This window comes from Peteryoungia aggregata LMG 23059, from assembly GCF_030814435.1.
In the GTDB taxonomy this organism is placed as follows: domain Bacteria; phylum Pseudomonadota; class Alphaproteobacteria; order Rhizobiales; family Rhizobiaceae; genus Allorhizobium; species Allorhizobium aggregatum.
In genome coordinates, this window is record NZ_JAUSUW010000002.1 from 52,009 (window position 1) to 66,741 (window position 14,733).

The 14,733-nt window shown below is 60.8% G+C and carries 9 protein-coding genes and 1 pseudogene; all 10 read right to left on the bottom strand.

Going from position 1 to position 14,733, the window contains the following annotated elements:
• Positions 1-165: 165 nt before the first annotated feature.
• Complete coding sequence (locus tag J2045_RS03220; protein ID WP_307369347.1) at positions 166-699, bottom strand: hypothetical protein; 534 nt, start codon at positions 697-699, stop codon at positions 166-168.
• Positions 700-1,231: 532 nt separating this feature from the next.
• Positions 1,232-2,338 (bottom strand): annotated as a pseudogene (locus J2045_RS03225) (DEAD/DEAH box helicase); the annotation flags it as partial.
• A 689-nt stretch (positions 2,339-3,027) separates the two neighbouring features.
• Positions 3,028-4,527 carry a siroheme synthase CysG gene (gene cysG, locus J2045_RS03230; RefSeq protein ID WP_307369349.1) on the bottom strand — a complete coding sequence of 500 codons (1,500 nt, stop codon included), beginning with the start codon at positions 4,525-4,527 and terminating at the stop codon, positions 3,028-3,030.
• Positions 4,499-7,156, bottom strand: coding sequence for a nitrate reductase (locus J2045_RS03235; protein WP_307369351.1), 2,658 nt, complete (start codon positions 7,154-7,156; stop codon positions 4,499-4,501). Before J2045_RS03235 ends, cysG begins: the two co-directional genes overlap by 29 nt.
• A 30-nt stretch (positions 7,157-7,186) precedes the next feature.
• Positions 7,187-7,522 carry a nitrite reductase small subunit NirD gene (gene nirD / locus J2045_RS03240; RefSeq protein ID WP_307369353.1) on the bottom strand — a complete coding sequence of 112 codons (336 nt, stop codon included), beginning with the start codon at positions 7,520-7,522 and terminating at the stop codon, positions 7,187-7,189.
• Between the two features lie 4 nt (positions 7,523-7,526).
• Positions 7,527-9,974: a nitrite reductase large subunit NirB gene (nirB, locus tag J2045_RS03245; RefSeq protein ID WP_307369355.1), complete on the bottom strand. Its 2,448-nt coding sequence runs from the start codon at positions 9,972-9,974 to the stop codon at positions 7,527-7,529.
• A gap of 5 nt (positions 9,975-9,979) precedes the next feature.
• A complete protein-coding gene (locus J2045_RS03250) occupies positions 9,980-10,777 on the bottom strand; it encodes an ABC transporter ATP-binding protein (protein WP_307369357.1) in 798 nt (265 codons plus the stop codon).
• 11 nt (positions 10,778-10,788) lie between these two features.
• Positions 10,789-11,685, bottom strand: a complete 897-nt coding sequence (gene ntrB, locus J2045_RS03255; RefSeq protein ID WP_307369359.1) for a nitrate ABC transporter permease — start codon at positions 11,683-11,685, stop codon at positions 10,789-10,791.
• A gap of 122 nt (positions 11,686-11,807) precedes the next feature.
• On the bottom strand, positions 11,808-13,106 hold the full coding sequence (locus J2045_RS03260) for a CmpA/NrtA family ABC transporter substrate-binding protein (RefSeq protein WP_307369361.1): 1,299 nt from the start codon (positions 13,104-13,106) through the stop codon (positions 11,808-11,810).
• Positions 13,107-13,459: 353 nt separating this feature from the next.
• Positions 13,460-14,731: a CmpA/NrtA family ABC transporter substrate-binding protein gene (locus tag J2045_RS03265; RefSeq protein WP_307370079.1), complete on the bottom strand. Its 1,272-nt coding sequence runs from the start codon at positions 14,729-14,731 to the stop codon at positions 13,460-13,462.
• Positions 14,732-14,733: the final 2 nt, after the last annotated feature.

The following is a 14,733-nucleotide window of genomic DNA, read 5'->3' on the forward strand; positions in this document are numbered from 1 at the left end:
TACCCAAGCCGAAATCGGCACGGGTGATCTTCGGGCCTGATACAGGGTGTCTTCGTCATGGCAGTGCGCCACGGGGTCGAAAATCTTATCCGCCGGGGAAACATCTTCTACTGGCGGCCACGCATTCCAGCAGCCTTCATTCACTGCCAACCCGGCAGCCGACTTTCACTGACCCTTCATTGTTCGGATCATAGGAACGCACAGATGATCGGCCGCAAACTCAACACGCGGCTCGCCGAATTGAAGATGCACTCGAAGGAAGCAATGTCCAAGCAGCGGCTCCAGAAGCTCTTTGAACATGAGCGCGACAAGGAACTCGAGCGACTGGGAGAGATCAGCGAAGCCGCAAAGATCTTCGGGCGCGCGGGTGATGTCGTTGACATGGAGCTCGATCTTGAAGCGGGCTGGGCCTACCAACTGCTTGCCAAGTTCGGAACCCGTGTGGAACTCTCCCTGGAGGGAGACTGCATCGGCCTTAGCTATCTCTTGAAGAATGGCGTACCAGTCTCTCACGTCGATGCCATCCGCATCAACTATCGTGCTGAGCGCACGACAGCCGTGAGCGCAAGTTTTGAAGCCGGCATCAGCAGGCTGATGTACCACTTCGAAATTGAAGACACCGCGATCAATCGCCAGCGAGCAGCGTCGAAGATCTTCGAGGGTCGCGCAGCAGCCCTCCTCGAGATCGATGAGCGCCACGAACTGGTCGATAAAACCTTAAGCGAGTTCACTGGCGGCGGCAGACCAGCCAGTCCCGCACCGCGGATCCCAGCAGTCGAAGTCGCCGCTCCGGTTTTAGACCAAACGCCTTCCATTCCTGCAGAGGCGGAGGCCCTACCTCCACCCCTGGCCCCGGCCCCGCCCTCGGAAGAAGCAAAGCCTGCCTATCTCGACCTTACTCCGCGCCCGGCAGAGCCCAGCAAAGCCAGTGTGACACCGAAGTCGGGGGCACAGCGGGTCGTCCCCGTTCCTGACTTCGAGCAGGAATGTGAGAAGCTGATCGCCAATATGGGTAACGAGTGGGAGCCAGCGACCGGGCGAGATGCCATGGCGTTGGTTCGAATTTTCAAGTCCGTTCTCATCGAGCACGGCGTCGAGCATTCCGGCCAGATCGAGCAGTATCACATCGGCCAACTCCGTCAGCACTTCAACCATATCCCCACAGACTGGGGACGAAGCAGCAGAATGCGTGTGATGTCAGCCCCGGAATTGCGTGCTGAAGGTGACCGATTGAAACGCCTGCCCGCGCCATGCCTTGCACTTGATCAGCCATCAACGCGACTAGCGGGGAGATCACCACCGTCAGCGCGCCGGTCTTGTCGAACTTCGAGAGGGCGGGGATCTGATAGCAGACCGATTTGCCGGTGCCGGTCGGTAGAATGCCGAGAACACTTGCCCCGCGCATCGTCTCATCGACGATCCGCTCCTGCAGGGGGCGTCCCATGTCATCTACTGGCTCGGCGCGGAAAGCATCGAACCCGAACCAGCGTGAGAGCGCACGCACCGGGTCGTTCCTCTCGCTACACCAGGCGCAATCCGGACCATTGCAATTAGCGTCGCGCAGGTGCCGCACGATCAGTGCGGCCTCGCGGAACTGCGCCCGCACCCAGGGCGGCATGACGGAATCTCCGCCCGCGACCAATATCCAGGACAAAGCATAGGCCATCGGCCAACCGAGCTGCGGGTTGGAAAGGCGATTCAGCGTCTGCTCGAGCCGCCTCTCGCAGGCGCGCCCTGCCATAAGCCGGGCAATCGCCTTTTGTGCCGCAAGAGGATCGGGCGCGGGAACTCCGCGAACCTCCCGAAACGCCGCGTCGAACCCAACTGAATTCTCCATCCTCGTAGCAAGGAAATGAAAGGCTGTAACGGCATCAGGTTGGTCGGCGTTCTGCTGCCTCAGAGCCGCCAATTGATTGCGCAGCACCTGAAACACCAGTCGCGCATCCAGTTCAGGATTGTTGACGTGACCCGCTTGCAGACGCCCGTCATGGTAATGCTTGACCAGGTGATGGTAGGGATTACGCGGAAATGCGAGGGGATTGAGCCATAGAGTATCTATCGGTGATCGCAGAACATTCGCCAGCCCAGGCCGCATCGCGAACAGATGAGGCAAGTCATGCCGAAGTATGTTGTGGCCGAGCAGATGCACGCCATCGGTTGCTTCTGCTTCCAGACGGTCGAGCGCTATCACGAGATCGCGCTTTTTTGCCAAGATCGGGGGGCGAGCATCGTCGTGCACCGCAGCAAAAGCAAAGATGCTTGCGGCTGCGGGATCAACTTCCAGGTCGATCGAAACGCAACGCTGAAGAAAGAGTTGGAAGGGCTCGGCCAGATGCATCAATTTTTCATTCACGTGACGACACGAAGAGCGATCATGGTCGTGCGTGTAGGGAAAGGTCAACGTTCAACTTATGCCACACAACAACTTTGCCGGATTGCGACGTATGCAGCTCTGTTTCCTAATGAGACCCTAAACCCTGCGGCCCAGGGCACACAGTACTTCGATACCAGAAGGTGCCGCGGAGAGTTGAGGAACCAAGGCTGATTTGCATCCATAGGCTCGGGTGGGCTGCCGCTCTTGGTGCGTCAGGGGCCATGGCTCAAAGTCTGCGTTGAACGCCCGAAAGCACCCGTCTTGGTAAGGCCGCCTGACCACAATCGTTAGGTCGGAAATCGGAAATAATTGCCGCTCTCCCGCCATGTTGACGTCGGCCCAAAGCCAGGGCACAAAGATGGCATCCACGGTCGCTCGCGGCAGGAAAACAGAGGAAAATCAAAGGCGATTTTGCTAAGCCTTTGAAATCATGTGAGAATCCAGGTTCTCCAGGCGGTCCATTTTAGGTCGGTTTTCCGCTGCAAATCGGCGACTATTTCTCACAGAAAAAAGCGACGCCTTCTCAACAACTTGAGCAACCGTGGCTGCTGTTCTTCAGGCCATCCATCGTGCTTGGTCGGGTCTCGTAGAACTGGCTGGGGACCCTCTAGAACGCCAGCTCTGCCCCCCAAACCGACAACAGCGCTAGTAGATCACAGAAGTGTTCGTTCACGTTGGTCAAATGCCCCGAAACTCTGTTCCTGAGAAAGGGAATGGTGGTTTGGGAGCGCAGCCTCGGTTCGCCGGCCGAAAACCGCGCCGACACCGATCAGAACAGGTTCGTCGACGCCGATTGTCCGCATGGCATCTGGCAGGCCTCCAAGGGGCCCGGCCCAGCGGTGTTCCTGCGTGCGGCTGACAGCGGACACGACGACCACAGGTGTGTCGGACGTCATGCCGTTCTCGCTCAGCCGTTGCTCGATCTGCCCTGCCATCCGCCCACCCATGTAGAAGACGGATGTCTGGTTGGCTTTGGCGAGCGAGGGCCAGTCCAGGGTTCGCGGCAATTCGGCGTTCCGGGAATGGCCGGTGATGAGACGAACCTGCTGGGCGTGGTCGCGGTGGGTGAGCGAGGTCTTTAGCGACGCCGCCATGGCAGAAGCCGCGGTGATGCCCGGCACGACGTCGACGGCAATCCCCTCGCTTTCCAGTCTTGCAATTTCTTCGCCCGCGCGACCGAAGATCATCGGGTCCCCCGATTTGAGGCGGACGACACGTTTGCCGGCCTTTGCGAAACGCACCATCATGTCGTTGATGTCGTCCTGGCGGCAGCTTTCCCGACCGCCTCTCTTGCCAACGAGGAAGCGTTTCGCCTCTCGTCTCGCCAGTTCCAGAACCTCGGGCGATACGAGGTCGTCGAAAAGGATGATGTCGGCCGCCTGCAATGCCCGCATGGCCTTCAGCGTCAGAAGTTCGGCATCACCGGGCCCTGCCCCAACCAGTGTCACCGATCCCGAGCCCGGAGCGGACGCGATCTGCTCCGCCGTCACCAGCAATGCGTCCGCAGTCTCTTCCGTCGGCGGTTCATTCGTCATCAGGCTTTGCGCAACGAACCGCTCCCAAAAGAGCCGCCTTGGCCCACCGGGCGCAAGCCGGCGATTGACTGCTTCTCTGAGTCGATGCGCAAGGCTTGCCCATTGCTTCAAGGACGGCGGCAGCAGGGTTTCGATCCGCTGGCGGATGGCCTGGGCGAGGATGGGGGCAGCCCCATCCGTCGAGATCGACACGATCACCGGCGAGCGATTGACGATCGAGCCGAACTGGAACTGGCAGTATGCCGGTTTGTCGATCACGTTGACAGGGACGCCCGCCGCACGCGCCGCGCAGAAGAAGGCGCGGGCCTCGTCCTCGGTTTCGCAGTCAGCGAGCGCAAGTGATGCTCCGGTGAAGATGCCGCAATGCCACGGGTGTGCGTGGTGGATCAGAGAAGTCCGCTCGATCAGCGCCGCCATGGTCTCGCCGAGATCATCTGTTTCGCAATAGAGCTCTACCTTGGCTCCGCAGGCCTGCAAAAGCTCGGCCTTCCAGGCGGCGCCATCTGATCCGCCGGCGATGACCGTCCGCTTGCCTTGAAGGTTCCAGAACACTGGAAGCTTGGCGAGCGGCGAAATACGTTCCTGTCTGTCACTCGGCGGCAATGGGTTGCGTGGCATCCAGGATTCTCCTGATTTCGGGGCGGCACGAGCCGCAATTCGTTCCAGCACTCAAGGCAGCACCGATTGCTTCCACCGACCGGCAGCCGCCTCGTGCAGCAGTGTTGATCTGGTTGATGCCAACCGAAAAGCAGGAGCAGAGGATCGCCCCCTTGTCCGGCCGGCCGGCAGCCGGTCGACCGGCAATCACCATCGAGCGCGCACTGCGATCCGGATGGCTTTCCTTGAGTTGATCGACCGCCCATTGGCGCGAGACCGAGACAGGGGCAGACGAGACGAAGAGCGCCGCTTGAAGCTTATCTCCCTCGAAGGCGAGCAGGCGGTTGTCACCGGCTCGCTGGTCGATGTAACCAGAGAACTCATGATGATCCTCAAGCTGCAGGCTACGCCGCAGCCAGGTCTCCCAACCCTCGGCATGCGGGTCACCTGCAAATTCCAGCCGGTAGCCGCCTTCCGCTTTCGCAATCGCCCAATAGGCAAACGGGAGATCAACAGGACGGCTCGCGGATACGAGAAAGCCGTGGGCCTTCGCCGCGTGGCGGTTTACGGACGCGCGGGACATCTTCAACGCCGGTTGGCCGGAGATCGGATCGACGCGGGAGGAGACCAGCGTATCGACCCGGGCACTGGGTGCTGTCTCGCCCGTCCAATGCATCGGCACGAAGATCGAGCCTCGCCTCTGGCGTCCGGTCAGCAGGGCCCGCACGATGATCGATCTGCCGTTAGCACCCTCGACATTCACCAAATCGGCTTCGCCGATACCGGCTTCATCCGCGTCTGCCGGATGGATCTCGCAGTAGGGTTCGGCGATATGTGCGGAGAGCCGGGCGCTCTTTCCCGTCCGCGTCATCGTGTGCCAGTGATCGCGGATCCGGCCCGTGTTCAGGGTGAAGGGATGGCATTCATCGGCCTCTTCAGGCGCTGGTGCAGTTACAGGCACAAAGCGCGCCTTCCGGTCCGCAGTGAAGAACCCACCGTCGGCGAAGAAGCGGGCAGTCGATGATCCGTCTTGCCGCAAAGGCCATTGGAACGGCAGAAGGGCGTCATACTCTTCCACGTTGATCTCGGCATGGGCACCAATGTCGAAATCCCGTTCGCCGTCGTTCTCGAAAGCGGAGAGCGCCGCATGCTCGGCATAGATATCGGCCGGACCGCGATAGTCGAAACCAGGATCGAAGCCTAAGCGTTTGCCGACCTCTGCCAACTGCCACCAGTCAGCGCGGGCCTCGCCTGGAACGGACAGGAATGGCCTCTGCCGGGAGATCCGCCTTTCGGAGTTCGTGACCGTTCCCGATTTTTCGCCCCAGCCGCTGGCCGGAAGCAGGACATGGGCGAGACGGGCCGTGTCGGTATCCTTTTGGATATCCGAGACCACCACGAAAGGACAGGCCTCAAGCGCTGCCTTGACCGCATTGGCATCGGGCATGGAGACCACAGGATTGGTCGACATGATCCAGATCGCCTTGATCCGCCCATCGGCGACTGCCTCGAACATGTCGACGGCCTTCAGGCCAGCGTGCCCCGCGATGACCGGCGACTTCCAGAAGCGTTGCACGCGCTCGCGGTGCTCTGGGTTCTCGATTGCCATATGGGCCGCGAGCATGTTGGCGAGCCCGCCGACCTCGCGTCCGCCCATTGCATTCGGCTGGCCGGTCAGTGACAGCGGCCCCATACCGCGTCGACCGATCCGCCCTGTCGCCAAGTGACAGTTGAGAATGGCGTTGACCTTGTCGGTCCCGACCGACGACTGGTTCACACCCTGGCTGTAGCAGGTGACAACCTTTTCAGTCTGCGCGAACAGGCGGAAGAACTGGCGCAGCAGCATGCCGGAGACGCCGGTCGCCTCGGAGAGATCCGCCATCCTTACATGCGAGGCTGCGAGCAGCGCTTCGCCAAAACCGGAGGTGTGCCTTCCGACATAGTTTTCATCGATCACGCCTGTCTCGGCCAGATGGGCAAGCAGGCCGTTGAACAGGGCGATGTCACCGTCAGCATGGACCGCGAGATGTAGGTCGGCAATGTCGCTGGTCGCGGTTCGTCGGGGGTCGATCACGACCACCTTCATGGCAGGACGGGCAGCCCTGGCCGCCGCCAGGCGCTGGTAAAGGACCGGGTGGCACCAGGCCATGTTGGAGCCGACCAGGACGACAAGGTCGGAGAGCTCCAGGTCCTCGTAACAGGCGGGCACAGTATCGGCGCCGAAGGCACGGCGATGTCCAGCAACCGAGGATGCCATGCACAGGCGCGAATTGGTGTCGATATTGGCAGAGCCGATGAACCCCTTCATCAGCTTGTTGGCGACGTAGTAGTCCTCCGTCAGCAACTGCCCGGAGACGTAAAACGCGACGGAATCGGGTCCATGATCGGCGATCGTCCGCTGGAAGGTCGAGGCGACGAGATCGAGCGCCTCGTCCCAGCCGGCGCGTTGGCCTTGGATTTCCGGATAAAGCGCGCGACCTTCGAGGTCGAGCGTTTCGGCGAGCGCCGACCCCTTGGAGCAAAGACGACCGTAATTGGCCGGATGGTCCGGATCGCCCCGCACGCTGACCTTCCCCTTGTCGTCAACTGCGGCGATCACGCCGCAGCCGACGCCGCAATAGGGGCAGGTCGTCTTGGTTTCACAAGCCATGTCTGCGGCTCCGCGTGTTTATCATCCCAGTTACTCGGCCGCGACCAGCATGCTGTCGAGCATGATGGAGAGATGACCGTCGATGTTGCGGACTGGAATGGTCTTGACCTCGCCTTCATCTGCCCCGAGTGCCTGGCCGGTTTCGAGCGAGATGACCCAGTTGTGCAATGGGCAGGTCACCGCCTTTCCATGGACGATGCCTTGCGTCAGCGGACCGCCCTTGTGGGGGCAGTGATCCTCGATGGCGAAGACTTCGTTTTCGGCTGTCCGGAACACCCCGATCTTGCCTTGGGGGGTCTTCACGCAGCGCGCGCCACGTAGCGGAATGTCGTCAATGGTGCCGATTGCGATCCAGTTTCCGTTCATCGCCTCACTCCGCAGCATGATTGTATTGGATGGTCGCCATAGGCTTGAACTCATGCTTGTCCTTGCCGGAGACGCGCTCGGACCAGGGGTCGACCTGGGCAAATTTCTGGCTTAAGACGAAGCGGTCGTAGTAGGAACGGCGCTTGTCGGCATCCTCGATGATCTGCCGGCGGATCTCGTCATGACCAATGCGTTTTGCCCATTTGTAGATGCGCTCGAGATAGCGCCCCTGCTCGCGATACATCTGGGTGAGTGCCACGATATGCTCCAGCGCCTCGTCCTCGGTCTTGACGAGGCCCAGGACATCGGTGCCCTTGATATCGAGGCCGGCGGCACCAGCGAAGTGGATCTCAAAGCCTGAATCGACGCAGATCACGCCGATATCCTTGCAGGTGGCTTCGGCGCAGTTGCGCGGACACCCGGATACGGCAAGCTTCAGCTTGGCCGGTGTCCACGAACCCCACATGAATTTCTCGATGCGGATGCCAAGCCCCGTCGAATCCTGCGTGCCGAAGCGGCACCAGTCGGAACCGACACAGGTCTTCACGGTTCTGAGACCCTTTGCGTAAGCCTGACCTGACACAAAGCCTGCCTTGCCGAGATCGGCCCACACAGCGGGCAGGTCTTCCTTCTCGATACCGAGCAAGTCGATGCGCTGGCCGCCAGTCACCTTCACCATCGGGATCTCGAACTTGTCGACGACATCAGCGATGGCACGAAGCTCGGCAGCATTGGTGACACCACCCCACATGCGAGGCACGACGGAATAGGTGCCGTCCTTCTGGATGTTGGCGTGGACGCGCTCGTTGATGTAGCGCGACTGATAATCGTCGGCATATTCGTCCGGCCAATCCGAGACGAGATAGTAGTTGAGCGCCGGGCGGCATTTGGCGCAGCCGCAAGAGGTCTTCCATTCCAGTTCCTGCATGACGGCGGGAATGGTCTTCAGCCCCTTGGCCTTGATCAGACGGCGTACATCGTCATGGCCAAGTTCGGTGCAGGAGCACATCGGCGTGACAGCGGCGGGATTGTAGCCGTCGCCCAGCGTCAGGGCCATCAACTGTTCGACAAGTCCTGTGCAGGAGCCGCAGGAGGCGGATGCCTTGGTATGGGCGCGCACGTCATCGAGCGAGGTCAGGCCCTTGGAGGAGATCGTCGTCGTGATCTTCCCCTTGCAGACGCCGTTGCAGCCGCAGATTTCTGCATCATCCGGCAAGGCTGCAACGGCCGCCATAGGGTCCAGCGGAGTGCCCCCCTGATAGGACTGGCCGAAGATCAGGGTGTCGCGCATCTCAGAGATATCGGTTCCACGCTTCATCAGGTCGAAGAACCAGGAGCCATCTCCCGTTTCGCCATAGAGCACGGCGCCAAGGATCTTGTTGTCTTTCAGCACAAGGCGCTTGTAGATGCCAGCCGCGGCATCGCGCAGCACGATTTCCTCACGGTCAGGCCCTTCTGCAAAGTCGCCAGCGGAGAACAGATTGATGCCGGTGACCTTAAGTTTCGTATTGACGACCGAGCCATGATATTCGCTGGTGCCGCCGGTTAGCCGGTCGGCGAGGACCCGGGCGGCTTCATAGAGCGGTGCGACGAGGCCGTAACAGGTTCCGCGATGTTCGGCGCATTCGCCAAGCGCAAAGACATGGGGGTCCGAGGTCATCATGCCATCGTCGACGACGATGCCGCGGTTGACGGCGATGCCAGCTTCCTTGGCGAGGCTCGATGCCGGGCGAATGCCGACCGCCATGATCACCATGTCGCCTGCAATCACGCGGCCATCTTCCAGCTCGATGCCCTCTACCTTTTCGGTGCCAAGGATCTGCTTGGTATTGGCCTTGGTGATGATGTCGATGCCGCGTTCGGTGAGCGCCTTTTCGAGAAGATAGGCGGCGGCCGGGTCGAGCTGGCGTTCCATGATCGTCGGCATCAGGTGGATGACCGTGACATCCATACCCTGCTGCTTCAGTCCATAAGCGGCTTCCAGACCCAGAAGGCCGGCGCCGATGACGATCGCCCTCCCCTTGCCTTCAGCGATCCTCAGCATGGCGTCGACGTCGTCGAGATCACGATACGGCAACACGCCGGGCAGTTGATGGCCAGGCACCGGGATGATGAAAGGCAGCGAGCCTGTCGCAATGACAAGCTTGTCGTAAGCGACGCTGATGCCGTTCGCCGAGGTGACCGTCTTCGCATGGCGGTCAATCTCTGTGACCCTGGCGCCCTTGTAGAGGGTCACCCCATGTGCGGCATACCAGTCGTCATTGTGGATGACGATGTCTTCATATGCCTTTTCGCCTGACAGCACCGGCGACAGCATGATGCGGTCGTAGTTGACGCGCGGTTCGGCGTTGAAGATCGTCACGTCGAAATGGCCGGGGGCCTTTTCGAACAGTTCTTCCAGCATGCGCCCTGGGGCCATGCCATTGCCGATGATGACGAGTTTTTCAGCCATCGATCTTACTCCGCAGCTTCGACGAAGCGGTGGCGTTCGTAGAGGAACTTCAACACGGCTTCGCGGGATTTGAGGTAAGTACGGTCAGCGGCGAGCGCGATACGGTCGCGCACCCGCGGGATCGGGACATCCAGGATTTCCCCGATTCTGGCGGCCGGTCCATTGGTCATCATCACGATGCGGTCGGACAACAGCACCGCCTCGTCGACGTCATGGGTGATCATGATCATCGTGTTGCCGAGGCGGGCATGGATCTCCATCACCGCATCCTGCAAATGGGCGCGGGTAAGCGCATCGAGCGCGCCGAAGGGCTCGTCAAGCAGCAGGATCTTCGGCTCCATGGCGAGCGCCCGGGCAATGCCGACACGCTGCTTCATGCCACCGGAGATTTCCGCCGGACGCTTGTCCTTGGCATGCGCCATCTGCACGAGATCGAGATTGCGCATGACCCATTCATGCTTCTCCGCCCGTGTCTTCTTGCCGACAAAGACCTTGGAAACGGCCAAATTGACGTTTTCGTAGACGGTCAGCCAGGGCAGCAGCGAGTGGTTCTGGAAGACGACGGCGCGTTCCGGACCCGGCTCGTTGACCTCGACATTTTCGAGGAGGACAGCGCCGGCGGAGACCCGCGTCAGCCCGGCGATGAGGTTCAGCAGCGTGGACTTGCCGCAGCCGGAATGGCCGATGATCGAGACGAATTCACCCTTGTCGATGGTGAGGCTGACATCCTTCAGGACCTCGGTCCTCGTGCCGCCGCGTTCGAAGCTTTTGTCGATATGGTCGATCTTGAGATAGGCGTTCATGGTCGCTCTCCTCAGTTCTTCGCGGTGCCGCGGGTGATGACGTTGCCGATGAATGCGACCAGCTTGTCGAGGACAAAGCCGGTCACGCCGATATAGGCGAGCGCCACGATGATGTCGGAGAGACGCGAGGAATTCCACGCATCCCAGATAAAGAAGCCGATGCCAACGCCGCCGGTCAGCATTTCCGCGGCAACGATGGCAAGCCAGGACAGGCCGATTCCGATGCGAAGGCCGGTGAAGATATAAGGGGCGGCAGCCGGCACCATGATGCGGATGAAGAATTCCATCGGGTTTAGGCGCAGCACGCGGGCGATGTTGCGATAGTCGTCCGGAATGTTGCGCACGCCGACGGCGGTGTTGATGATCACGGGCCAGATCGAGGTGATGAAAATGACGAAGATCGCCGACGGGTTTGAATTCTGGAAAGCCGCGAGCGACAGTGGCAGCCAGGCAAGCGGCGGCACCGTGCGCAGGATCTGGAAGATCGGGTCGAGACCGCGCATGGCCCAGACCGACTGACCGACGACCGCGCCAAGAAACACTCCGACGATGGCCGCGAGGCCAAAGCCGATTGCGACGCGCTCGAGCGAGACGAGAACGCGCCAGGCAAGCCCGATATCCTGCGAGCCAAAGTCAAAGAAAGGATAGGCGATGAGGTCATAGCTGTCAGCCCAGACCTGGGTCGGCGACGGCAGGGTGGCACCGGGCTGGGAACAGGCGAGCTGCCATATGGCAAGCAACGCGAAGAGCACCACCAACGGCGGCAGGATGTTGCGACAGACAAGTGCCAGCATTTTGCGCATATCGATCCCGCGAGCAGGACGTTGCGCCATCACGACGACGGTGCCGGTCCTGTTCACAGACGAGGCCGTCGCCTCTGTGTGGGCCTTGCGGGCGGTTGCGGTCATGGTTTGATCCTCTTGGGCGGTTGGTGTGTAGCCAGCGATGAGGGGAGGCAAATGCGCCGAGCGTCGCTCCCCTCATCCGGCCATGCGTGGCCACAGCCTCCCCCGCGGGGGAGACTGTAAAATCAGGCTCCGGCCTTGATTTCGAGGCTGTCGAGATAGGCCTTCGGGTTTTCCGGATCGAAGACTTTGCCGTCGAAGAAGGTTTCTGGACCGCGCGAGCTCGATGCCGGGATATCGGCGGCAGCAATGCCGAGATCAGCGGCTGCCGCGCGCCAGATGTCCTCGCGGTTGACCTTGTCGACCAACGCCTTGATGTCGGTGTCGGGTGCGAACTTGCCCCAGCGGATATTCTCGGTGAGGAACCAGGCATCGTGGCTCTTGAAGGGATAGGAAGCGTGGTCCTTCCAGAACTTCATCTCGAGCCCGGTGTTTTCGGCGAGACGGCCATTGCCGTAGTTAATGGTGCCCTTGAGGCGACCCGCGACATCCTTCGGAGGCACATTGAACCACTGGCGCTTGCCAAGGATCGCCGACATCTCTTCCTTGTTGTCCATGCTGTCGGCCCAGATCTGGGCTTCCATGACGGCCATCATCAACGCCTTTGCGGCGTTTGGATTCTTTTCGATCCATTCGGTGCGCAGGCCGAGCGCCTTTTCCGGATGGCCCTTCCACAGCTCGCCGGTGGTGCAGGCGGTAAAGCCGATGCCCTGATTGACGAGTTGCTCGTTCCAGGGTTCGCCGACACAGAAGGCATCCATGTTGCCGACCTTCATGTTGGCGACCATCTGCGGCGGCGGCACGACGATGGTGGAGACATCCTTGTCCGGATCGATGCCGCCGGCGGCCAGCCAGTAGCGGATCCAGAGGTCATGGGTGCCGCCCGGGAAGGTCATCGCGACCTTGATCTCATTGCCGGCTGCTTTCTTGACGGCAAAGGCGTCCTTCAGCTTGGAGGCATCGAGCTGAACGCCGGTCTCGGCATATTCCTTGGCAACGGAGATGCCTTGGCTGTCGAGGTTTAATCGGGCGATAATCGACATCGGCACGGGAACGTTGTTCTGCGTCACCTTGCCGGTTTCCATCAGATAGGGCATCGGGGTCAGAATATGCGCACCGTCGACACCGTTCGCTTCGCCACCGAGCACGAGGTTGTCGCGGGTAGCGCCCCAGGAAGCCTGCTTCAGCACTTCGACATCGGCCATGCCGTATTTTTCGAAGAAGCCCTTTTCCTTGGCGATGATCAGCGGGGCGGCATCGGTGAGTGCGATGAAGCCAAGCTTCACGCCCGTTACTTCAGGCCCGGCGGTTGCGGCGAAGGCGCCCGACGGAAATGCAAGGCGGGCAGCACTTGCCAGTGCTGCCGCAGAGCCGATCTTGAGAATCTGACGCCGGCTGATGCTCGTTGCTGTGGTCTTGGTCATAGCTGTTTGCCCCTCTTTGTCTGATGACGGAGATCCGGAAAAACGAAAAAACGCCGCATGCTATCTTGCGAGGTCCTGGCGGGAGGAGCCGGACAGCAAGAACCCTGCGACGTCATTGTCTGATGGTTATCTGCGCCTTTAAGGCGCTCATCCGTCCCGCGATCGCCGTTGACCGTGGACATCGATAGCAAAGCAAGGGCCGTGCCAGTTTCACCTGGCGATGGTTAAGCCTGTGAAAAACAATCGCTGTTTACAGGTCCGGAGGCGCAGCGGTCACCTGCCGGAGTGAAGACCTGCTCGTTCGAAAGCCTGACATTGCGTGCAAATGCCTTAGGTTTGTGCAGTGCAGCGCATTAGCCATCGGTCGCCTCCCCGCCGGCCGACGAGGCCGATCGGACCGGAAATCGCTCGACATAAGCCTCCACATCATCTGGATCGAAGAGCTTGCCATCCATGAAGCCATCATAGCCACCGGACGCCTTTTCGCTCGCCGCATCCGGCAGGGCGGCATCCTGCCCCAACGCTGTGATGTAGAGGTCAGGCCGGAAAGCGCTCCGCGCATGCGTCATGCCTTCATCACTGAAGTCTGCCTGACCCCAGCGAAGCATCTGGCTATAAATCCAGCTTGCCTGATCTGGCCGCGGATGGTTGGCGGCTCCGCGGTGGAAGAGGAAATAATCCGGGACGACCCGTTTTGTCCCCTGCGCATCGAGACTGAACTCGCCATTCAATACGCGGCGAATGATGCCCGTGGGCGCTGCAATGTATTCCGGCGCGCTCAGGATCTCGGCAAGCTCGTTGTGGTGACCGGGGTCATCGCACCAGCGCGCCGCCCGATCGAGCGCGACGATCAGACGGGAGACCGTGTCGGCATTGGCATCGGCCCAGTCGGGGCGCATGCCGAGCACCTTTTCAGGTGCCAGAGGCCAGATATCCTGCTTGGCAGCCACGATGCGCCCCGTCCCTCGTTCCGACGCAATCATGTTCCAGGGTGCCCCCACGCAAAAACCATCGATCGCACCGGCCTCAAGCGCATCCGAAGTCAGCGGTGGTGGCACGACCACCAGCTTCACGTCCCGGTCCGGATCAATGCCGCCCGCCGCCAGCCAGTAACGGAACTCATAATTGTGCGAGGAGAAGGGATAGGTCATCCCCAGTGTTGGCACCGGCTCGCCCCGCGCGCGCATGTCGGCGAGCAAGGCCGCCAGTGCCTTTGCATTGGCCAGGGCATCCGCATCGTCTGCCAGCCCGGTCAAAGACTTCATCCGTTCGAAGATGCGTGCCGAAAGAGTAATGGCATTGCCACCACGACCGAGGAAAAAGGGCGCGATGGTCGGTGAGGGATTGGATCCAAGCCCAAGCATGGATGCGACGGGCATCGGCGAAAGCATATGCGCAATGTCGAACTGGCGGAAGGCAAGCCGATCGCGAACATTGGCCCAGGTCACATCCCTGACCAGTTCGAGGCGCAATCCCTCCCTTTCAGCGAAGCCAAGCTCCGCCGCGACGATCAGGATCGAGGCATCCATCAGCGGGATGTAGCCTGCCCTAAGTGTCCTCTGCTCCTTGCCACGCACAGACGCTGGCGCATGGATGGCAGTGTCGCCGGATTGGGTTGAAACCATAT

Excerpts from the sequence above, each read along its gene's own strand:
- nirD (WP_307369353.1), bottom strand. The coding sequence starts at position 7,522 with ATGAACGGAAACTGGATCGCAATCGGCACCATTGACGACATTCCGCTA.
- J2045_RS03265 (WP_307370079.1), bottom strand. The coding sequence starts at position 14,731 with ATGGTTTCAACCCAATCCGGCGACACTGCCATCCATGCGCCAGCGTCT.
- J2045_RS03250 (WP_307369357.1), bottom strand. The coding sequence starts at position 10,777 with ATGAACGCCTATCTCAAGATCGACCATATCGACAAAAGCTTCGAACGC.
- nirB (WP_307369355.1), bottom strand. The coding sequence starts at position 9,974 with ATGGCTGAAAAACTCGTCATCATCGGCAATGGCATGGCCCCAGGGCGC.
- J2045_RS03235 (WP_307369351.1), bottom strand. The coding sequence starts at position 7,156 with ATGGCTTGTGAAACCAAGACGACCTGCCCCTATTGCGGCGTCGGCTGC.
- J2045_RS03260 (WP_307369361.1), bottom strand. The coding sequence starts at position 13,106 with ATGACCAAGACCACAGCAACGAGCATCAGCCGGCGTCAGATTCTCAAG.
- ntrB (WP_307369359.1), bottom strand. The coding sequence starts at position 11,685 with ATGACCGCAACCGCCCGCAAGGCCCACACAGAGGCGACGGCCTCGTCT.
- cysG (WP_307369349.1), bottom strand. The coding sequence starts at position 4,527 with ATGCCACGCAACCCATTGCCGCCGAGTGACAGACAGGAACGTATTTCG.